The 19,176-nt window shown below is 69.9% G+C and carries 16 protein-coding genes; 7 read left to right on the forward strand and 9 right to left on the reverse strand.

Features of this window, described 5'->3' with window-relative positions:
• The first annotated feature begins 33 nt into the window (after positions 1-33).
• On the forward strand, positions 34-1,599 hold the full coding sequence (locus tag ACFV9C_RS04550; RefSeq protein ID WP_380190666.1) for a glycoside hydrolase family 10 protein: 1,566 nt from the start codon (positions 34-36) through the stop codon (positions 1,597-1,599).
• On the opposite strand, the gene ACFV9C_RS04555 is transcribed toward ACFV9C_RS04550, so the two are convergent.
• Complete coding sequence (locus ACFV9C_RS04555) at positions 1,559-4,030, reverse strand: hypothetical protein (RefSeq protein WP_380190667.1); 2,472 nt, start codon at positions 4,028-4,030, stop codon at positions 1,559-1,561. The genes ACFV9C_RS04550 and ACFV9C_RS04555 overlap by 41 nt on opposite strands.
• Positions 4,031-4,098: 68 nt before the next feature.
• Between ACFV9C_RS04555 and ACFV9C_RS04560 the strand changes: the two genes are divergently transcribed.
• The 3 genes from ACFV9C_RS04560 to ACFV9C_RS04570 are packed head-to-tail and all read left to right on the forward strand — an operon-like array spanning position 4,099 to position 6,324.
• Complete coding sequence (locus tag ACFV9C_RS04560) at positions 4,099-4,350, forward strand: phosphopantetheine-binding protein (RefSeq protein ID WP_380190668.1); 252 nt, start codon at positions 4,099-4,101, stop codon at positions 4,348-4,350.
• Entirely contained in the window at positions 4,347-5,588 is a 1,242-nt protein-coding gene (locus tag ACFV9C_RS04565) for an AMP-binding protein (RefSeq protein WP_380190669.1), read from the forward strand. Before ACFV9C_RS04560 ends, ACFV9C_RS04565 begins: the two co-directional genes overlap by 4 nt.
• The gene (locus tag ACFV9C_RS04570) at positions 5,581-6,324 is read left to right on the forward strand and encodes an SDR family NAD(P)-dependent oxidoreductase (RefSeq protein WP_380190670.1); all 744 of its coding nucleotides are present in this window, start codon (positions 5,581-5,583) and stop codon (positions 6,322-6,324) included. The genes ACFV9C_RS04565 and ACFV9C_RS04570 overlap by 8 nt, the downstream gene beginning before the upstream one ends.
• Here ACFV9C_RS04570 and ACFV9C_RS04575 read toward each other — a convergent pair.
• Both ACFV9C_RS04575 and ACFV9C_RS04580 read right to left on the reverse strand, forming a co-directional pair.
• Entirely contained in the window at positions 6,321-7,064 is a 744-nt protein-coding gene (locus ACFV9C_RS04575; RefSeq protein WP_380190671.1) for a class I SAM-dependent methyltransferase, read from the reverse strand. The genes ACFV9C_RS04570 and ACFV9C_RS04575 overlap by 4 nt on opposite strands.
• A gap of 42 nt (positions 7,065-7,106) precedes the next feature.
• Positions 7,107-8,570 carry an MFS transporter gene (locus ACFV9C_RS04580; protein ID WP_380190672.1) on the reverse strand — a complete coding sequence of 488 codons (1,464 nt, stop codon included), beginning with the start codon at positions 8,568-8,570 and terminating at the stop codon, positions 7,107-7,109.
• Positions 8,571-8,692: 122 nt separating this feature from the next.
• On the opposite strand from ACFV9C_RS04580, the gene ACFV9C_RS04585 reads away from it, so the two are divergent.
• The gene (locus ACFV9C_RS04585) at positions 8,693-9,283 is read left to right on the forward strand and encodes a TetR/AcrR family transcriptional regulator (RefSeq protein WP_380190673.1); all 591 of its coding nucleotides are present in this window, start codon (positions 8,693-8,695) and stop codon (positions 9,281-9,283) included.
• Here ACFV9C_RS04585 and ACFV9C_RS04590 read toward each other — a convergent pair.
• Together ACFV9C_RS04590 and ACFV9C_RS04595 are read right to left on the reverse strand one after the other, a co-directional pair.
• Complete coding sequence (locus ACFV9C_RS04590; protein ID WP_380190674.1) at positions 9,252-9,761, reverse strand: dTDP-4-dehydrorhamnose 3,5-epimerase family protein; 510 nt, start codon at positions 9,759-9,761, stop codon at positions 9,252-9,254. The two genes, ACFV9C_RS04585 and ACFV9C_RS04590, sit on opposite strands and share 32 nt — an antisense overlap.
• Positions 9,758-10,951: a DUF2786 domain-containing protein gene (locus ACFV9C_RS04595; protein WP_380190675.1), complete on the reverse strand. Its 1,194-nt coding sequence runs from the start codon at positions 10,949-10,951 to the stop codon at positions 9,758-9,760. The genes ACFV9C_RS04590 and ACFV9C_RS04595 overlap by 4 nt, the downstream gene beginning before the upstream one ends.
• Before the next feature lie 109 nt (positions 10,952-11,060).
• Here ACFV9C_RS04595 and ACFV9C_RS04600 point away from each other — a divergent pair, with 109 nt between their 5' ends.
• Entirely contained in the window at positions 11,061-12,467 is a 1,407-nt protein-coding gene (locus tag ACFV9C_RS04600; protein WP_380190676.1) for an FAD-binding oxidoreductase, read from the forward strand.
• Here ACFV9C_RS04600 and ACFV9C_RS04605 read toward each other — a convergent pair.
• The 4 genes from ACFV9C_RS04605 to ACFV9C_RS04620 form a co-directional block, all read right to left on the reverse strand.
• Positions 12,442-13,413, reverse strand: a complete 972-nt coding sequence (locus tag ACFV9C_RS04605; RefSeq protein WP_380190677.1) for a GNAT family N-acetyltransferase — start codon at positions 13,411-13,413, stop codon at positions 12,442-12,444. The two genes, ACFV9C_RS04600 and ACFV9C_RS04605, sit on opposite strands and share 26 nt — an antisense overlap.
• Before the next feature lie 40 nt (positions 13,414-13,453).
• A complete protein-coding gene (locus ACFV9C_RS04610; RefSeq protein ID WP_380190678.1) occupies positions 13,454-14,482 on the reverse strand; it encodes an alpha/beta hydrolase in 1,029 nt (342 codons plus the stop codon).
• Positions 14,483-14,492: 10 nt separating this feature from the next.
• A complete protein-coding gene (argS, locus tag ACFV9C_RS04615) occupies positions 14,493-16,136 on the reverse strand; it encodes an arginine--tRNA ligase (RefSeq protein WP_380190679.1) in 1,644 nt (547 codons plus the stop codon).
• A 118-nt stretch (positions 16,137-16,254) separates the two neighbouring features.
• Positions 16,255-18,303, reverse strand: a complete 2,049-nt coding sequence (locus ACFV9C_RS04620; RefSeq protein ID WP_380190680.1) for a CDP-glycerol glycerophosphotransferase family protein — start codon at positions 18,301-18,303, stop codon at positions 16,255-16,257.
• 24 nt (positions 18,304-18,327) lie between these two features.
• Here ACFV9C_RS04620 and ACFV9C_RS04625 point away from each other — a divergent pair, with 24 nt between their 5' ends.
• The gene (locus tag ACFV9C_RS04625) at positions 18,328-19,104 is read left to right on the forward strand and encodes a cell filamentation protein Fic (RefSeq protein WP_380190681.1); all 777 of its coding nucleotides are present in this window, start codon (positions 18,328-18,330) and stop codon (positions 19,102-19,104) included.
• The last annotated feature ends 72 nt before the right edge of the window (positions 19,105-19,176 follow it).

Below are 19,176 nucleotides of genomic sequence, written 5' to 3' on the forward strand. Positions count from 1 at the left end.
CGACTTCACCTTGAGAGACGGTCGGAGAGTGACATGAGAGTCTGGCGAGCTATGGGTGTTCTCGGCGCGACAGCGGGGCTGTTGCTGGGCGGATTGACCGGTACGGCGTCGGCCGCGGACCCACAGGCGTGTACGCCGAGCACGTCCACGCCGCTCCGGCAGTTCCGGGCGAGCTGGATCTCGTCGGTGGTGAACATCGACTGGCCGTCGAAGACCGGGCTGAGCGCCGCGCAGCAGCAGGCCGAGCTGATCGGCTGGCTGGACGACGCGGTCCGGCAGCATCACAACGCGGTCGTCCTGCAGGTCCGCCCGACCGCGGACGCGTTCTGGCCGTCCAAGGTAGAGCCCTGGTCGCAGTACCTGACCGGCAAACAGGGCGGCGACCCCGGCTACGACCCGCTGAAGTTCGCGGTCGCCGAGGCGCACAAGCGGAACCTCGAGCTGCACGCCTGGTTCAACCCGTACCGGCTCTCGATGGGCACCGATCTCAACGCGCTCGTCCCGACGCATCCGGCGCGGCTGCACCCGGACTGGGTCGTGTCGTACGGCGGGAAGCTGTACTACAACCCCGGCATCCCCGCGGCCCGCAAGCTCGTCGAGTCCGCGATCATGGACGCGGTCAAGAACTACGACATCGACGGCGTGCACTTCGACGACTACTTCTACCCGTACCCGGTGGCCGGTCAGACGTTCGACGACGCCGCGACGTTCGCGCAGTACGCCGACGGCTACACCGACCTGCAGGCGTGGCGGCGGCACAACATCGACCTGCTGATCAGTGAGCTGAGCCGGCAGATGCACGCGATCAAGCCGTGGATCAAGTTCGGCATCTCGCCGTTCGCGGTCTGGCGGAACAAGGCGACCGACCCGGAGGGCACCGACACCACGGCCGGCGTGCAGACGTACGACGACCTCGCCGCCGACACCCGCAAGTGGGTCCGCGAGGAGTGGATCGACTACATCGTGCCGCAGGTGTACTGGGCCCGCGGGTTCGCGCCGGCCGACTACAACAAGATCGTGCCGTGGTGGGCGGACCAGGTCCGCGGTACGCACGTCCACCTCTATATCGGCGAGGCGACGTACAAGGTCGGGACGTCGACGCAGTCGCCGGGCTGGTCGGTGCCGACCGAGCTGACCGACCACCTGGCGTTCGGCAGCACGATTCCCGAGGTCAAGGGCAACATCTACTTCTCCGCGAAGGACGTCCGCGCGGACCGGCTCGGCGCGACCTCGCTGGTCAACACCAACTGGTACTCGCGGCCGGCGCTGATCCCGGCGATGCCCGCGCTCGACTCGCGCGCGCCGCTCCCGGTGCACGCGGTGCACGCGTCGCGGACCGCGGACGGCGTCCAGGTGAAGTGGTCGCGGACGTCCGCCGACACCACGTCGTACGCGATCTACCGGCGCGAGTTGAAGGGCGGCGACCACTGCCCGGACAACGACGCGCGCAACCTGATCGCGACGGTGCGCTCGACGGGTGCGGCCCAGTCGTACGTCGACACGACGGCGGTCGCGGGTACGGCGTACCTGTACTCGGTGACCGCACTGGACCGGCTGTCTAACCAGAGTGTGGCAATCCCGGCGGTGTCGATCCGCTGATCGTCCCCGGGCTGTTGGGTTGGTACGGCGGCAGCGTGGTCGGGAAGCTCCCGGTCGGGACCGGCTGGGTCCCGGTCGGGAGGCTGACGGTCGGGAACGGGACGGTCGGCTGGGTCCCGGTCGGGATGCTCGGCGTCGGGAAGCTCGAGGACGTGGTCGGGAACGGCGTGGTCGGGAACCCGGGTGAGCCGCTCGTCGACGAGGACGGGAACGGCGTCGACGGGTCCTGCGAAGGGCTCTGCGTCGGCGACTTCGACGGGTACGGGTTGGCGGGCGGCGGCGGGTAGATCTGGTAGACCCGGACGGATCCGAGCTGGAACCGGAGCTCGGTCAGTTTGTCCAGGTTCTTCGGCGGCGCCCCGACCCGTTCGTCCAGCAGCAGCCACTGCACGTCGTACTTCGTCCGCAGCGTCTCGATCGTCTGCCGGGTCGGGTTGCTGAACACCTCGTCGTTCAGCGCCAGCAGGTCCTGGTCCCGGTACGGCCCCTGGACGCCGGCGGGGTAGCTGTCGTCGACCCGCGCCTGGTACGACCAGCCTTCCACCAGCACGCGCCGTTCGGCGTACCCGGCGATCCAGTACGACCCGGTCTGGCAGTGCGACGCCCGCGCCTGGTGGCAGTGCACGTTGGTGGCGATCCGGTCGGCGGACCCGGAGTTGCGGCGGATGAAGCGGGCCGCCTCGATCCCGCCCGGGGCGATCGACTCGTACGACGTCAGCGGCGGGTTCGCGAACCGCCGTACGGACCCGACCGTCGGGGACACCGTGGTCCCGACCAGCACCGCGACCGCGATCACCGCCCAGGTACGGCGGGACCCGCGCAGCACCAGGCCGAACACGCCGATCCCGAGCGCGGCGATCGCCAGCGCGACGGCGAGCGTCTGCCCGAAACAGTTCGCCGAGGCGCACGAACGCGGCGACTGGTGCCGCCCCCAGTAGATCGCCGCGACGCCGATCGCGACCGCGACCCCGGCGATCCAGTACTGCCGCCGTTCCAGCGACCCGAGGCCCCAGGTCGCGAGCAGGACGCCGAGCACGAACCCGGTCCGGACGAAGAACAGTTGGGTGTCCCCACGATCAGCGAGGAGCACCGCGCCGAGTACGGCCGCGACGAACCCGGCGAGCAGGAACACCACCATCACGTCGCCGCGCTTGATCAGCAACGCGCCCACCAGCGGCATCACCCACCCGACCACGACGACCGCCGCGATCACGGTCACCGCGGAGCCGCCGCCCATCCGCCCCGCCAGGCTGTGGAACGTCGCCCCCGGGTCGAACCGCACGGTCGACGCCGCGCCCCGCAGTACGAAGAAGAACGTCAGTGCGTACGCCGCCGCGACGCCGACGCCCAGGACGAGGGCACGCAGGTTCAGCCGGCCGCGGCGTACGGTCAGGTAGATCCACGCCACGGCCAGACCTGTCGCGTACACGGGCAGCGTCGTCGCCTTGGTCAACGCCAGCGCTGCGACCAGCACACCGGCCGCTACGTACAGCCGGAACAGCTGCGCCCGCGTCGTCCCCGGCCGTCGACGCAACAGCAAGGTCGTCACCGCGACCAAAGGCAGCAGCAACACCGTCGAGAACGCCTGCGGCGGGTTGGTCAGCCCGCCCAGCGAGAACGGCCCGTCCGCGAACACCCGGTCCGACACGGCCCACGGCCAGGCGACCAGGTCACCGCCTGCCACCACGAGACCGGCAGCGATCGGGGCCGCGACGGCGCGACCGGTCAGCAGCATCCCGACCGCGGCCGCGCCGAGCACGGTCAGCAACATCCACGCGAACGGCGCCATCCGGTGCGTCAGGACGTCGAGCGGCACGGTGGTGATCCAGTGCGCGGACGCGATGTGCTCGTACGCCGCCCAGTGACTGGTCAGCCGGCCGCCGTCGGCGTACGGGAACCGCGGCGGGAAGTGGTGGGTCAGCTCGGCCGCGATCGCGAGGTTGTGCGGCGCGTCGGAGCTCGGCCGGAGCGCGTCCGGCCCGGTCAGCGGGACCAGGTGCGAGCCGACCCGGACGAACCAGGCGGCCGCGACCCCGACCGCGACCATCACGCCGGCCATCGACCACCACGGCGCCGGCCGCTCCGGGAGCTTGTTCCGCGGCAGCGCCCGCCACATCCCGAACGCCAGCGCCGGCATCAGCAGCGCCGCGAACGGCATGTCGAACAGCATCCCGAGCGGGTACAGCAGCGCCTCGGCGGCCATCCCGAACGCCGTACCGAGGACGACGTCCGCGGCCCGCCACCCGACGCCGCCGGTCAGCCGCCGCCAGAACATGGTGCCCGGGATCACGATCACGACCAGCAGATAGCCGAGGTACGCCGCCGGCATCCACACCGGGTGTTCCTGCAGCGCGACGAACCACGCGATCGGCAGCACCGGCAAGGTCACCATCGCCGCGGTCAGCTTGCCCCGTCCGGCCGCTCTGATCATCGGGCGATTCTAGGGGTCCCAGCTGACGGACCGGTGCGCCGGTGAGAGATGCTCTAGGCTTCTGGACTATGAGTTCGGTGGATCGGAGTCGGGTCAGGGAGTTGATGGGCGCGGTGCTGTCGGCGCAGGGCCGCACGTTGCCGGCCGACGACACGGCGGACCTCCGGGAGATCGGGTTCCGGTCGCTGGACTTCTCCGAGCTGGCCCTCCGGGTGGAGGACGAGCTCGGCGACGAGCTGAACTTCGATGCCCCCGGGCTGCGCCGGATCGCGACGGTCGGCGACGTACTGGACTTCATCGAGCAACTCCAGTCCGCGTGAACACCAAGCGCCGCACGACCGCGCTGATCGGTGACGACAACACGGTCGTCGTCGCCGGCGAGCGGCTGACTTGGCGGACGCTGCCCAAGCTCCCGCAGCTGCCGTCCCCGGCGGCCGTCCTGGTCGGCAACGGCGGGGACGCGCTCGCGGCGTTGCGGCACCACGCGGTGCACGGCACCGAACTGCTGGTCGCCACCGAGTCCCGCGTCGACGAGCTGATGCGCGAGGAACTGGCCGAGTCCGGGTTCGCGGTAGTTCTGCCCGATGGGGAAGTCACCCCGGCGAAACTGAAGCGCGTCGAGGAGTCCGGCCGCGCCTGGCTGCTCACGTCCGGCTCCACCGGCCGCCCGAAGCGCATCGGCCACACGCTCGAGACACTCACCACGGTCACCGCCGACCAGCCGCCGCGCACCTGGCTGCTGCCGTATTCACCCGGCACCTATGCCTGGTGGCAGGTGGTCACGCTCTCCCTCACCCAGGCCGACCAGGGCCTGGTCGTCATCGAGCCCCACGAGCTCGAGGACTGGCCCGCGATCGCCGCGGAACACGGCGTCACGGCAGCATCCGGTACGCCGACCTTCTGGCGGCAGGCGATCTACCGGGACGCCGACGCGCTGGCCGCCGTACCGCTGGAGCAGATCACCCTCGGCGGCGAGCCCGTCGACCAGGCGATCCTCGACCAGCTCCGGGAACTGTTCCCGAAGGCCCGGATCTCCTGGATCTACGCGTCCTCCGAGGTCGGCGCGTCGATCGTGGTGCACGACGGCAAGGCCGGCTTCCCGAAGTCCTGGCTGGACCGCGACCCGGACCCGGAGCGGCCGGTGCTGAGCGTCGAGGGCGACGAGTTGGTGATCCGCTCGCCGCACCACGGCGCCGGGCTGGTCGGCGCGGTGCACACCGGTGACCGGGTCGAGTACGACGGCGACCGGGTGCTGATCACCGGCCGGCTGGACACCGACGAGATCAACGTCGGCGGCTCCAAGGTGTCGGCCGGCGTGGTCCGGAACGTGCTGATGGGCCACCCGGGCGTCTCCTGGGCGCGGGTGTTCGCACGGAAGGCGCCGCTGGTCGGCCGGATGGTGGCGGCCGAGGTGGTCACGAACGGCTCGCTCGGCCCGATCACCGACGCCGACCTGGTCCAGTGGTGCTCGAGCCGGCTGCCGGACTACGGCGTACCGCGGCGGATCCGGTTCCTCGACGAGATCCCGCAGAAGGAAACCCTGAAGAGTGATGTCTGAAACTGTGGCGCCGCCCGCGTCGGTCGTGCTGGTCTCCGGCGGGTCCCGCGGCCTCGGCCTGGCGATCGTCACCGACCTGCTCACCGCCGGCCTGAAGGTCGCCGCCTTCGCCCGGACCGTCACGCCCGAGCTGGCGGCGCTCGGCGAGAAGTACCCCGAGCGCCTGCACTACGGCTCGGTCGACGTGAACGACAGCGCGGCCGCGCAGGCCTTCGTGCGTGCGGTGGAGGACACGCTCGGCCCGATCGATGCCCTGGTCAACAATGCCGCGATCGGCCAGGACTCGCTGCACGTCCACACGTCCGCGGAGCACCTGGCCGAGATCATCCGGACCAACCTGACCTCGCCGCTGGTGCTGACCCGCTTCGTCCTCCGCCGGATGCTCGCGAAGGGCCTGAAGGGCCGGATCGTCAACATCACCTCGATCTGTGCCCAACGCGGCTATCCGGGCCTGGTCGCGTACTCCGCCACCAAGGGCGGCATGGACGCGGCCACCCGTTCGCTCGCCCGCGAACTGGGCGGCCGGATCCTGGCCAACGCCATCGCCCCCGGCTTCTTCGCGTCGGAGATGTCGGCCGTGCTGGGTCAGACCCAGCTCGACCAGATCGTTCGCCGCACCCCGACCGGTCAGCTCACCGAGCCCGAAGACGTCCTTCCCCTCGTCCGGATGCTCCTGCTCGACAACACCAACATCAACGGCCAGGTCCTCGTCGTAGACGGCGCCGCCTCGATCTAGCGCCGTACGGTCGCGACGAAGCTGGTGGCGTCGTCGGTTGCCGATTCCTGCGTGTGCTCGTCGAGCAGCGCGACCACCTGCAGGCCGGCTTCGGCGCACAGGGCGCGGAACGAGGCCGGCGTGTGCCAGTGGATGATCCACTCCCGGTCCGCGACCTCGGTGCCGCCGGCATCGGTTCGTTCGTACCGTGCGGTGGTGATCCGGGTCCGCAGCGAGCGGTCGTAGGTCTCGGACACCGGAGTGTACCTGAGCTCGACGCCCGCGTCGTCCGTCGACCGGCTGACCCCGAGCTCGGCGGCGGGCGTCGGGCCCGGCGCCCAGAGCGGGATCAGCGCCGTACCGTCGTCGGTCAGCGCGGCGCGGATCGCGACCAGCGCCCGGAGCGCGGTCTCGTCGTCGGCCAGCAGGTTGAACGTCGGCCCGGCGAGGTAGATCGACGCGTACCGCCGGTCCGGACTCAGGTCTTCCATCCGCTGCTGGAAGACCTGAGTCGGGAGACCACGGGCGGCCGCGTTGGCGCGGCAGCGTTCGACCATGTCCCCGGACGAGTCGACGCCGTCGACGTCCAGTCCCGCGGCACACAGGTCGAGCAGCGGCTCACCGTCGCCGCAGCCGATCTCCAGCCCGGGTTGTCCGTGGGCCTTGACGAACTCCAGGTACGGCTCCGGGTCGAAGGTTTCCGACTTCAGCTTCGCGTACGCGTCGACCACGATGCCGGAATAGAAGTCCGCAGGTTCCATGGTCGGCACGGTGCCACGCTCTACTCCCCGCCCGCCAGCGGTTTACTCAGCTAGCGCTTCGGCCGGCTCCGGTTGTGTGCGGAACCAGTTCCAGGGACGGACGGTGAGCACGATCATCGTCAGGCTGAGGGCCGCGTAGACCAGCGCGCCGATGAAGGCCGCGTGTACGCCGTCCACCAGCACCTCACGCGGGATCCGGGACGTCGAGTTGCGGCTCGCCGTACCGAAGATCGTGACCAGGATGCCCAGGCCGAGCGCGCCGCCGACCTGCTGGACGACGTTCAGCATGCCCGATGCCGCGCCCGCGTCCTCCGGGGCGACGCCCGAGATCGCGCGGCCGACCAGCGGGATGAAGATCATGCCCGCGCCCGCGCCGAACAGCAGCAGCGGACCGACCACGTCGTGCAGGTACCGGCTGTTCGCGTCGAGTTGCGTCAGCCAGACCGTGCCGAGGGCGACCAGCGTCGACCCGGCCAGCAGCAGCTTGCCGGCGTCGATCCGCTGGACCAGCTTCGGTACGACGCGCGACGCGGTGAACAGCAGACCGGTCATCGGCAGGAACGCCAGCCCGGCCGCCAGCGGGTTCAGCGCCAGCACCCCCTGCAGGTACTGCGTGAGGAAGAAGAACATCCCGAACATCGTCCCGACCACGAGCAGCATGGTCAGGTACGACGCCGACCGCACCGGCGAGCGGAACAGCCGGAGCGGGACGATCGGGTGGCTCACCCGCTGCTCGACCAGGACGAACGTGACCAGCAGTACGACGCCCGCCGCGAACGCGACCAGCACCTCCGGAGACGACCAGCCCTTCTCGGCGACCCGGATGAACCCGAACACCAGCGAGGTGATGCCGAGCGTCGAGGTGAGTGCGCCGGCGAGGTCGAACCGGCCGGTCTCCCGCTCGGTCTCGGTCAGCACCCGGCGGGCCGCGAAGACCAGCGCGATCCCGATCGGAACATTGACGAACAGGCCCCAGCGCCACGACGCCCAGTCCGTGAGCATGCCGCCGAGCACCAGCCCGAGGCTGCCGCCGCCGGACGAGACGAGGCTGTAGTAGCCGAGCGCCTTCATCCGTTCGGGACCTTCGCGGTACGTGAGCATCAGCAGCGTCAGTGCCGCCGGGGCCGCGATCGCACCGCCGATGCCCTGCAGGACGCGGGCGGCGAGCAGCAGTTCGGCGTTCGGCGCGAGACCACCGAGCAGCGAGGCGAGGGTGAAGATGCTGACGCCGGTGACGAACACCCGGCGCCGGCCGAGCAGGTCGCCGGCCCGGGCGCCGAGCAGCAGCAGGCCGCCGAACGCGAGCGCGTAGGCGCTCTGCACCCAGGACAGACTGGACGGCGTGAAGTGCAGGGCCTGCTGGATGTGCGGCATCGCGATGTTCACCACGGTGCCGTCGAGGATCACCATCAGCTGGGTGACCAGGATGACTGCGAGTACTACCCCGGGACGCCGCGTGGGCGTGCCGGGATCGGCGCCCGCCGGCGCCGCGGTTGTTGCCGACATATTGCTCCTTACCCCGGAGGGGCTACAGTTGTGAAAGAAAGCGGAGACTTCCTCCGGATACAATACGGAGGCATCCTCCGCTTTGCAAGCGATATTGTGAGCTGACCTCGGGAGGAGGCTGGATGGCGCCGGAACCACTGCCTTGTACGCGGCCGACCCGCGCGGACGCGGCCCGGAACTACGACCGCCTGGTGACGGCCGCCCGGGAGACGTTCGCCGAGCACGGCACCGACACCTCGCTGGAGGAGATCGCCCGCCGGGCCGGTGTCGGGATCGGCACCCTCTACCGCCGCTTCCCGAACCGGACGGCGCTGCTGGAGGCGGTCTACGTCGACGAGATCCAGTCCGTCGTGGACCGCGCGTACGACTTCGACAAGGAACTCGAGCCGTTCGAGGCGCTGGCCGCCTGGCTGCGCAGCTTCGTCGGGTACGGGCTGTCCAAGAAGAGCCTGTCGCACGAGCTGACGCTGGCCATCGGTGCGCAGTCGCCGTTCTTCCAGGCCTGCAAGACGAACGTCCAGTCGGCCGGGAATCTCCTGCTGGAGAAGGCGAAAGCGTCCGGCGACGTCCGGCCCGAGGTGGACCTGATGGACCTGCTCCGCCTGGTCGGCGGCATCACGCATTCACCGGAGACGCCGCCGGAGCAGGCGCATCGCCTGCTCGACATCGTGCTCTGCGGACTCAGGCCCGTAGCTCAGCCAGTGCAGGGTTAGCCGCGTCCCGCTCGGTGTACCTGAGCGGCAGCTCCGGCCACGCGATCGCGAGCTCCGGGTCGAACAGGTCGACCGCGACCCGCTCCGGCGACCAGTGCTCGTTCACCAGGAAGTTGTACGTCGTGTGCGGCGCCAGCGTGCAGAACGAGTTCCCCACCCCGCGCGGGACGTAGAGCGCGTCCGCCGTACCGAGCTCGAACGTCTCCACCCGGCCGAACGCCGGACCGGGCCGCAGCTCGACGATCGCCGCGAACACCCGCCCGGACGTCGGCGACAGGTACTTGTCCCACGGCTCGGCGTGGATCCCGCGGACGATCCCGGCGTCCTCGAAGTACGCGACGTTGTGCTGGACGACGTCCATCCCGAGCCTGGCGAGCTTCTCGCGGTGGAAGTTCTCCTTGAACCAGCCGTCCGAGCCCGCTTTGAGCTCCAGCTCGATCCGCAGTACGCCGTCGATCGACGTCTCGTGCACCCTCATCGGCGGACCTGCCGGCGGGCGTCGAGCGTGGCCTGGTCCGCGGCGGTCAGCCCGGCCTCCCAGCCGGCGCCGTTGGTGATCCGGGTCCGCCGGGTCGTCGTGTTCGGGAACAGCCTGGTGAACAACGCCTCCACCCGCTCCTCGCGTTGGCTCAGCGCCGGCAGCAACCGTTGCGCGTCCGTCTCCGGTACGGCGGCCTCCGCGGCGGACGCGGTCGCCTGCAGCCGCTCGCCGATCCGCATCGCGTACGCCATCAGGAAGGACTGCCGGAACGAGCGCGTCCGGCCGGCTTGCTTGCCTGCGGCAAGCATTGCGCGATTCGCCTGCACCAGCAGGGAGGTGCTGAGGATCTCGGTGTGCTGCAGATCCAGCTCGGCGCCCACGACCGTCACCACGGCCAGCGAGTCGATCACGACCGTACGGCACCGGTTCGCGGCCGCGACCGCGCCGACCAGCTGGGCCTTCGCCGACACGTACGGCGTGTCCACCCACAACCGGCGTGCCTCCGAGTCGTCCGGCAGCTCCTGCTCCGCCTCCACCAGAGCACTGTCCAACGAGAACTTCGCCATCAGCTCCTGCGCCTTCCCGGACAGGGCTTCCGCCTCGTCCGGGAACTCGGTCGCCTCGGCCTTCGCGAGCAGCGCCCGGATCCGCGCGAGCATCTTCCCGTTCGCCGGTACGGCGGTGCCGCGCTCGGCACGGGCGGGCGTACCGGGCAGCGGGAACAGCCGGGCCATGATCGGCAACGTCTGCAGGAATCCGGCGAGCGACAACGCGTGGTGGATCACGAGATACCGGCCGACGCGGGCGTCGGCGGCCCAGGACGTGAGGTCCAGCGGCGCGAACGGCGGGGTGACACCGATGTCGGCGAGCTGGTCGAGCCACCGCGGGTCGATCGTGCCGGCGCCGTACGCCTGGTGCTCCGCGGAGATCGCGGCGAGCAGCAGCGGCTCGATCCCGGCGTCCAGCTCGCGACGCCCGTACCGGACGACGTCGGCCGGCGCCCAGCCGCGCTCCCAGGCCGCGCGGACCAGACTGCCGAGAAAGGCGTGCAGGCAACGATCGACCAGCGCCCGGTCGTGCTCGTCGTACGCCCCGAGCCGCGCCAACTGCGCATCGGCCCGGTCGTCACGCCGCGCGACACTCGCCGCCGCGATCGGTAGCAGTCGCAGCACTTCCTCGTCACTCACGCCGCAGAGTCTGACACCGGGAGTGTTTCCCGCTCAACCGGGATCTCGATCCCTTGTGGACAACCCGCCCGGCTGCTGATCCTGACAGCAGGAACAAAGGGGGAGGGAAATGTCTCAGCTTGCGGAAATGGGGGTCGACGCGCTGCGCTCGACTCTGGAAGGGCCGGTGCTGCTGCCGGGCGAGGAGGGGTACGACGAGGCCCGCCGGTTGTGGAACGCCGCGGTCGACAAGCACCCGGCCGTGATCGCCCGGTGCCGCAGTGCAGCCGATGTCAGCCACGCGGTGCTGTTCGCGCAGAACCGTGGACTGGAGGTCGCGGTCCGCGGCGGCGCACACAACCCGGGCGGCGCGAGCGGCGTCGACGACGGGTTGGTGATCGATCTCAGCCTGATGAACGAGGTGACGGTCGACCCGGTCGCGAAGCTGGCCCGCGCCGGCGGCGGTGCGCTGCTCGGGCAGCTCGACGCGGCGACCCAGGAGTACGGTCTCGCGACACCGGCCGGCATGGTCAGCCACACCGGCGTCGGCGGGCTCACCCTGGGCGGCGGCATGGGATGGCTGACCCGGAAGTACGGACTCAGCATCGACAACCTGGCGGGGGTCGAGATCGTGACCGCGGACGGGGAGATCCGCCGGGCGTCCGACGACGAGAACGCGGACCTGTTCTGGGCGGTCCGCGGCGGGGGCGGGAACTTCGGGGTGATCACCGAGTTCGAGTTCCGGCTGCACGAGGCCGGGCCGATGATCCAGTTCGGACTGGCGTTCTGGGACCTCGACCGCGGCGCCGACGTGCTCCGGATGGCCCGGACCGTGATCCCGAAGCTGCCGGACGAGGTGAACGTCGTGGTCGGCGCGATCAGCGCGCCGCCGGCACCGTTCGTGCCGGAGGCGCTGCACTTCCGGCCCGGGTACGCGTTGATCGTGATCGGCTTCGGCTCCGCCGACGAGCACGCCGGGGTGCTCGACGAGATTCGGTCAGCGGTGCCTCCGTTGTTCGAATTCGAGAGCCCGATGCCGTACGTCGCCCTGCAACAGATGCTGGACGAGGCGAACGGGTGGGGTTTCCACGCCTACGACAAGGGCTGCTACCTGGACGACTTCACCGACGAGGCCATCGCGGTGATCACCGAGCAGGTGCCGCTGAAACAGTCACCGGGCTCGGTGATGCTGTGCTACCGGCTCGATGGCGCCTACTCGAGGGTGCCCGAGGACGCCACCGCGTTCAGCGGCAGCCGGGCGCCCGGCTACGGAGTCTTCATCGTCGCGGTGTGCCCGACGCCCGAAATGCTGGCGCACGACCGGGCCTGGGTCCGGTCGTTCTGGGACGCGATGGTGCCGGTCGGCCGGGGCATCGGGAGCTACGTGAACGCGATCAGCGATCTGGATGCCGAGGACCGGGTCCGGGCGTCGTACGGCGCGAAGTACGACCGGCTCGCGGACATCAAGTGGAGGTACGACCCGGACAACGTGTTCCACCTGAACTCGAACATCACGCCAGCGCCAGTTGGTAGTTGACGTACTTCTGGTGGGTGCTGAAGCCGAGCTTCTCGTACAGGCCGAGGGCGCCTGTCGGGTTCTCGGCGTCGACGCCGAGGGCGCCCCGTCCGTACCCGGACCGGGCGGCCTCGGCCAGCACCTTCGCGAGCGCGGCGCGGGCCAGACCGCGGCCGCGGTACGGGCGCCGGGTGCCGACCTGGCCGATGTACAGCTCCCGGATCCCGGTCGCCGCGGTGTCGGCCGGGTACTCGTAGCAGTTCACGTACGCCGCGATCTTGCCGTCCGCGATCACCATGTACGACTGTGCGGCGCGGAACGCCCGCGACCCGATCGTGCGCGCCCGCCATGCCTCCGGGGTCGGACGCGACCAGCCCCAGTGCTCGGAGAACACCTCGAAGTGCGTCTCCCGCAGGTCGTCCTCGCGCGCCGCGTCGAACGGGATCAGCTGGAACCCGTCCGCCAGCTGTACGTCGGGGACCGGCTGGTCGAGCGGGCGCCGCATGTCGAAGTAGTACCGCACCGGCTCGAAGCCGAGGCCGGTCAGCAGCTCGGTCGCGCCGGCGTTGGTGGCGACCGCGCCGGCCCCGACGTACCCGGGAACCTCCGGGAACGTCGCCTCGTGCAACTCCCGCGCCCGGTCGATGATCCAGCGCGTCAGCTCGGTCCCGAGGCCGCGCCCGCGCCAGTCGGGGTGTACGACGCCGTCGGTCCGCACCCGGTCGAGGTCCGTCGCGGAGTGCGAGGCGAGCGCGAGGCCGTAGCCGACCACTTGCTCGCCGTCCCAGAACGAGATCGTGTCCCGCTCCAGTGCGAGCCCCGGCCGGCCCAGCTCCTCCGCGACGTCGTCGGCGTCGAGGTTCTCCCCGTCGTCGTCGGCCACGACCTTCGCGGCCAGCAGGACCGCCACCGCCGCGGCGTCGTCGAGCGTCAGCGGCCGGGCCTCGAGCCCCTCAGGCAGGTTCATGCGTCGAAGGTACGGCGTCAGCAGGCCGGGGGCACATCAATTAGGCGAGCTGCTCCGCGAGCCAGCGGACCGCCATCGGGTACCGGTACTCGATCCCGCCGTGGGTGCCCTCGAACAGCTCGAAGTGCATCCGCCCGTCCGGAACGCCGCCCTGCTGAGCGGCCCGGTGGAACGCGGTCGCGCCGAGGTCCAGGTAGTACTCGTCCTGCCGGCCGGCGTCGATCCAGACCGCGCGCAGCGAGCCGAGCGCGTCGGCGTACCGCTCCTGCTTCGCCATCTCGACCGGGTCGAACGACATCCACCGCGACCACACCTCCGGAACGGTCGCGCCGAGGTCGTCGAACGGCAGCAGGACGGTGCCGTCGGGCTCGGCGGAGTACGCCGACGCGTACCCGTACATCTCCAGCAGGTGCAGGTCCTCCATCGTGGTCCGCCCGGCGCGGGTCGCGAGCACCTCGAAGTACTTCTCGAAGCTCCCGTCGTACTTGTCCCGCAACGTCCGCGCCCGCTCCGGGAACTCCGGCCGGTAGCAGACGTCGAACAGCGCATCACCCGCGTGCGTCGCGAGCGCACCGAACACGTCGGGCCGCATCAGCGGCGTCACCATCGCGGTGTAGCCGCCGCTCGACTTGCCGGTGATCGCGCGGTGGTCGCGGTCCGGGATCGTCCGGTACATCGCGTCGACCCATGGCACGATCTCATCGCACAGGTACGACTGGTACTGCCCGGTCCCGGGCGAGTCGAGGCACTGGCTGCCGCCGTACCTCGTCCACGAGTCGACGAACACCACGACCGCCTTCGGTGCGCCCTCTTCGGCGAACATCGCGTCCAGCAGCTCCGGGTACGGCTGCCGGAACGGTGACCGGTTGAACCACATGCCGACGTGGCCGGTGTAGCCCATCGTCACGTAGATCGACGGGTACCGCGCGTCCTCGTCGTCGTAGCCGGGCGGCAGGTAGACCAGCACCGGCCGCTCGTGCGGATCGCCGAGCGGGTTCCCGCGCAGCAGTTCGCTGGTGTACGTCGTCTGGTCCAGGCGTCCTCGGTACTCCGCGGACCACGGCAGCATGCGGTACCTCCTACATCGCGTCGGGGGCCTCGATCCCCAGCAGGCCGAGTCCATCCTGCAACACCTTGCGGGTTGCCGCGCAGAGGGCGATCCGGCTTGCCCTGGTCTCGCCCGCACTGCTCAGCACCGGGCACTGCTCGTAGAAGACCGAGAGCGCGGACGCAACGTCGTACAGATAGGTGCAGAGTCTGTGCGGCTGGAGCGTCTCGGCGACCTGCTCGACGGTGGCGGCGAAGCCGGTGAGCAGGAGAGCCAGCCGTTGCTCCGCCGGCTCTGTCAGCTGGGTGACCTCTGTCTCTTGTGGAGCCTTGGAGAGGAGCCGCGTGAGCCGGGCGTGCGCGTACTGCAGGTACGGACCGGTGTTGCCGGTCATCGCGACCATCCGGTCCAGGTCGAACACGTAGTCGTTGCCCCGGTCGCTGGAAAGGTCGGCGTACTTCACCGCACCGATCCCGACCGCCCGTGCGGTTGACTCCCGGTCTGACGCTCGTTGCACTGCACTGTTCAGCAGGTCGACCAGCTTGACCGTGCCGCCCTCCCTTGTTTTGAAGGGCTTTCCGTTCGGTCCGAGCACGGTGCCGAACGACACATGTTCTGCCGGTACGTCCAACCAGCCCGCTGTTCTCGCGAGCGTGAAGATCATGTCGAAGTGCAGTGCCTGCCGATAGTCGACCACGTAGACGATCCGGTCGGCGTGCAACGTGCTCACCCGGTGCCGTACGGCGGCCAGGTCCGTCGCGCTGTAGCCGAACCCACCGTCGGACTTCCGAACGATCACCGGGAGCGGACTGCCGTCGCGGCCCTGGAACCCGGGGAGGAAGGCGCACAGTGCACCGTCCGACTCGGTCAGGAGGCCCTGCTCGTCCAGCTCGTTGACGACCTGCGGGAGGTCGGCGTTGTACGCACTCTCGCCAACAACATCCGTCCGCTGCAGGCCGGTCCCCAGCAGCTCGTACACCTTGTCGAACTCGTCCAGCGACACCTCGACCATGTGCCGCCACATCGCCCGCGTCTCCGGATCGCCCGATTGCAGCGCGACCACCCGCAGCCGGGCCTTGTCCGCGAAGTTGCCATCGGCATCGAAATGTTTCCGGCTCCGCTCGTACAGCTGCTGCAATCCCTCCAGATCGAGGGATTCCGCAGCGATGCCTTCCTCGAGCAGCTGCTCGATCATCATCCCGTACTGCGTGCCCCAGTCGCCGACGTGGTTCTGCCGGATCACGTCGTACCCGGCGAACGACAGTACGTTGCAGAGCGCGTCGCCGATCACCGTCGAACGCAGATGGCCGACGTGCATCTGCTTCGCGACGTTCGGCTGCGAGTAGTCGACGACGACCCGTTGACCGTTGCTGCTGAACGTCTCCGGCTCGTTGACCGCCTTCGCCAAGGTCCGTGGGAGCAGCGTCAGGTTGATGAAACCCGGCCCGGCGATCTCCGGTTCCTCACAGAGGTCGTCGAGTTGCAGGGCGTCGACGAGGCGTGCGGCGACCTCCCGCGGCGGTTGTTTGAGCTCGTTCCCGATCCGCAGTGCGAGGTTGGTCTGGTAGTGGCCGAACTCCGGTTTGGTGCTCGACCGCAGCTCGGGATCGTAGGTACCGAAGGCGGCTGCGGCAGCTTGGATTCTTTGGGACAGGACAGAAAGCAGTGCGGACATGACAGAGTCCTTCGAAGGAGACGCGACTGGAACAGGCTGAGGTGTTCAGACAGTGCGTCGTCGTCGCAGGCTGAAGCGCACGCGAAGGGCGTGGGAGGGCTTCAGGCTGATCGACATGTCAGCCATTATGCACGAAGTACGCCGACGGCGCCGGGGTCCGGTCGGCCAGCGGCACGATCGCCGGTACGTCGGTCTCGCCCAGCAGCACCCGCCGGACCACCCGTTCGGCCGCGTGCCCGTCGTCGAACTCGCAGAACTTCTCCCGGTACAGCTGCCGGTGCTTGGCCGCCTCGGGCGCGGCGAACGTCCCGTTCCGGAGTACGTCGAACAGCTCGGCCGCCGACCGCGCGACCACGCCGGGCGAGAACTCCGTGACGTCGAAGTACGTGCTCTGCCGGTCCTCGTCGTCCACGTGCAGGACGATCGGCCGGTCCAGGTTCGCGTAGTCGAAGGTGATCGACGAGTAGTCCGAGACCAGCACGTCGGCCGCGAGCATCAGTTCCTCGACCGGTGCTTTCGGCAACAGCACCCGGGCGTTCGGGCCGGCGGCGAGGGCCAGCTGGCCCGGGTCGAGGCCGTCGCCGGACGGCGCGTACAGGACGACCAGGTGCGAGTCGTCGTACCCGAGGCCGGCCCGGATCGCCCGGACCTCGTCGAGGGTCGCGGTCAGCAGCCGGTCGTTGCGCGGGTACCCGTACTCGAGCTCCTCGAAGTACGCCGGGTAGGTGCGCTCCCAGATCTCCGACGAGTACCGGTTCGAGGACAGGTTGAAGTCCCAGCGGTCGACCTCGCGCATCAGCTCCTCCTGTCCCTCGGCCGGCAGCCGCACCGTCGTCAACGGCGTACCGTGCTGGGTCTGCAGGTGGATCTGCCCCTCGCGCTTGTCCAGGTCCTTCGGCCAGTTGGTGTTGCTGACGAAGTACGTCGCCTTGCCGAGCAGCTTCTCGTACGCCGGGGAGCCCGCGACGACGTACTCGACGCCCTCCGGGATCGCGCTCAGGTGTTCGCCGTCGACGACCCAGACGCCGCGCAGGTGCGGCGCGAGCTCGGCGGCCTTCTCGTAGATCGCGCGCGGGTTCCCGGCGTACTGCTGGAACGAGTACGAGCCGTAGGCGACCAGGTTCGGGTCGAGCTTGCCGCGCCGCAGCAGCTTGCCGACCGTCTTCCGCGGGCTCGGCACCTGCAGCATCCGCGCGCTCAGCTTGAGCGTCGAGTAGGTCGCGTAGTCGTCGTGGACGACCAGCCAGCGCTTGAACCCGCGAGCCGTCCGGTCGGTGCTGTACCCCTCGGGCTTCCAGCGCTTGGCGAACGCGTGCGCGGCGTGGAAGAACTCGGCCCGGTCGTCGGCGTCGATCCGCTCGGGCTTCGCCAGTACGGCGAGGATGTGGTCGAGGGACCGGTCGAACGCGAACCGGCGCCAGCCGGTCAGCTCCGGGTCGGACTGGATGAACGCGTGCACCCGGTCGTACTGGTCGAAGATGTCCCACTGCCGGCGACCGCTGGTCGCGTGGATGTTGCCGCCGGTGCGGTGCTGCCGGTAGTGCACGACGATCCGGTCCAGGGTCGCGATCCGCTCGGCGGTCAGCATCGTCGAGTACGTCCACGGCGCGTCCTCGTAGAAGCCGGACGTGAACGCGAAGCCGTGCCGGGTGAGGAACGCCCGCCGGTACGCCTTGTTCCAGACGACCTCGAGGAAGGCCAGGAAGATCGGCCGCTCGGCCGCCGTGAACACGCCGGCGCCCTCGCGCGCGAACGCGTCGTGCCGCTGGCTGCCGAGCACCCGCCCGTCCCAGAAGGTCCGCTCGTAGTCGAACATCACGATGTCCGGCCGGTCGGTGTCGTCGATCCGGCCGGCGATCGCCGCCAGCGACCCGGCCGAGTAGGTGTCGTCGGCGTCCAGGAACAGCACGTACTCGCCGCGGCACTCCTTCAGGCCGACGTTCCGGGCCGGCCCGAGCCCCAGGTTCTCGTCCTGGTGCAGCACCCGCACCCGCGGGTCGGCCGCGGCGTACTCGTCCAGGATCCGGCCCGACCCGTCCGGATCCGCGTCGTCCACCCCGATCACCTCGAAGTCGGTGAACGACTGCCCGAGCACCGAGTCCAGGCAGGGCCGCAACCACGCCCGCGAGGCGTGACAGGGGACCACGATGCTGAACTTGGGGGCCATGCCTCGTCATCTTAAGGTCAGGGCATGAGTGTTGATGTGTTCGAGCCGTTGGCGGGGCTGGAAGGGGTCGGCTCGGCGGCCCAGGCGGCCCGGGACGCGGTCGACGTGCTGCTCCGGGACCGGGGGCTGCGGAAGGTCGGTTCGGACATGACCGCCGAGGCGCTGCTACGCGGCGCGCACGCGTCCGCGGCGCTGGCCGGCAGCACGTCGGCGGTGGACGAGGTACGGCGCGGTGCCGCGGACGGGCTCGCCGCCGGGGCGGTCCGGATGACCGGCGAACTGATGGCGCTGGCGCGGCAGGTGGACAAGGCACCGGTGCAGGTCTGGACCAGACTGCACCAGTTGGCCGCGGCCGATCTGGTCGGAGCGGACCAGTTGGGTCATCTGCGGACCAGTGCGGAACCTGTTCCCGACGACATCCCGGGGTTGCCGCCGGCGCCGGGTGCGGACGAGATGTGGGAGCGGTTGAGTGCGCTCGCGCAGAGCCTCACCCGCCCGACGAAGGCACCCGGTCTGGTCGTCGCCGCGATCGTGCACGCGGAACTCGCCGTACTGCGCCCGTTCCCGGTCGCCAACGGACTCGTTGCCCGGGCCGCCGAGCGCTGCCTGTTGGTTGCCCGAGGCATCGACCCGGTCGCGGTGACGGTACCCGAAGGTGGTCACTATGTGTTGCGGGCAACCTATGCGTCGGGTCTTTCCGACTACACAGCGCGAGGTCTGACCGGCGTTCGTGACTGGTTGCTGCGGTCCTGCGAAGTCGTGACAAAAGGTGCCGAGCTGTCCCCGCTCGCAGTGTCCTGACGTGCGAACGGCGTTCTCGAGTGAGAACGCCGTCGCTGGCACGTCACCCTGGTTACCATGCGTGCACCGGTT

The organism is Kribbella sp. NPDC059898 (genome assembly GCF_042730855.1).
In the GTDB taxonomy this organism is placed as follows: Bacteria; Actinomycetota; Actinomycetes; order Propionibacteriales; family Kribbellaceae; genus Kribbella.

Coding starts and splice junctions, on each gene's coding strand:
- ACFV9C_RS04550 (WP_380190666.1), top strand. CDS start 34: ATGAGAGTCTGGCGAGCTATGGGTGTTCTCGGCGCGACAGCGGGGCTG.
- ACFV9C_RS04555 (WP_380190667.1), bottom strand. CDS start 4,030: ATGATCAGAGCGGCCGGACGGGGCAAGCTGACCGCGGCGATGGTGACC.
- ACFV9C_RS04560 (WP_380190668.1), top strand. CDS start 4,099: ATGAGTTCGGTGGATCGGAGTCGGGTCAGGGAGTTGATGGGCGCGGTG.
- ACFV9C_RS04570 (WP_380190670.1), top strand. CDS start 5,581: ATGTCTGAAACTGTGGCGCCGCCCGCGTCGGTCGTGCTGGTCTCCGGC.
- ACFV9C_RS04575 (WP_380190671.1), bottom strand. CDS start 7,064: ATGGAACCTGCGGACTTCTATTCCGGCATCGTGGTCGACGCGTACGCG.
- ACFV9C_RS04580 (WP_380190672.1), bottom strand. CDS start 8,570: ATGTCGGCAACAACCGCGGCGCCGGCGGGCGCCGATCCCGGCACGCCC.
- ACFV9C_RS04585 (WP_380190673.1), top strand. CDS start 8,693: ATGGCGCCGGAACCACTGCCTTGTACGCGGCCGACCCGCGCGGACGCG.
- ACFV9C_RS04590 (WP_380190674.1), bottom strand. CDS start 9,761: ATGAGGGTGCACGAGACGTCGATCGACGGCGTACTGCGGATCGAGCTG.
- ACFV9C_RS04600 (WP_380190676.1), top strand. CDS start 11,061: ATGTCTCAGCTTGCGGAAATGGGGGTCGACGCGCTGCGCTCGACTCTG.
- ACFV9C_RS04605 (WP_380190677.1), bottom strand. CDS start 13,413: ATGAACCTGCCTGAGGGGCTCGAGGCCCGGCCGCTGACGCTCGACGAC.
- ACFV9C_RS04610 (WP_380190678.1), bottom strand. CDS start 14,482: ATGCTGCCGTGGTCCGCGGAGTACCGAGGACGCCTGGACCAGACGACG.
- argS (WP_380190679.1), bottom strand. CDS start 16,136: ATGTCCGCACTGCTTTCTGTCCTGTCCCAAAGAATCCAAGCTGCCGCA.
- ACFV9C_RS04620 (WP_380190680.1), bottom strand. CDS start 18,303: ATGGCCCCCAAGTTCAGCATCGTGGTCCCCTGTCACGCCTCGCGGGCG.
- ACFV9C_RS04625 (WP_380190681.1), top strand. CDS start 18,328: ATGAGTGTTGATGTGTTCGAGCCGTTGGCGGGGCTGGAAGGGGTCGGC.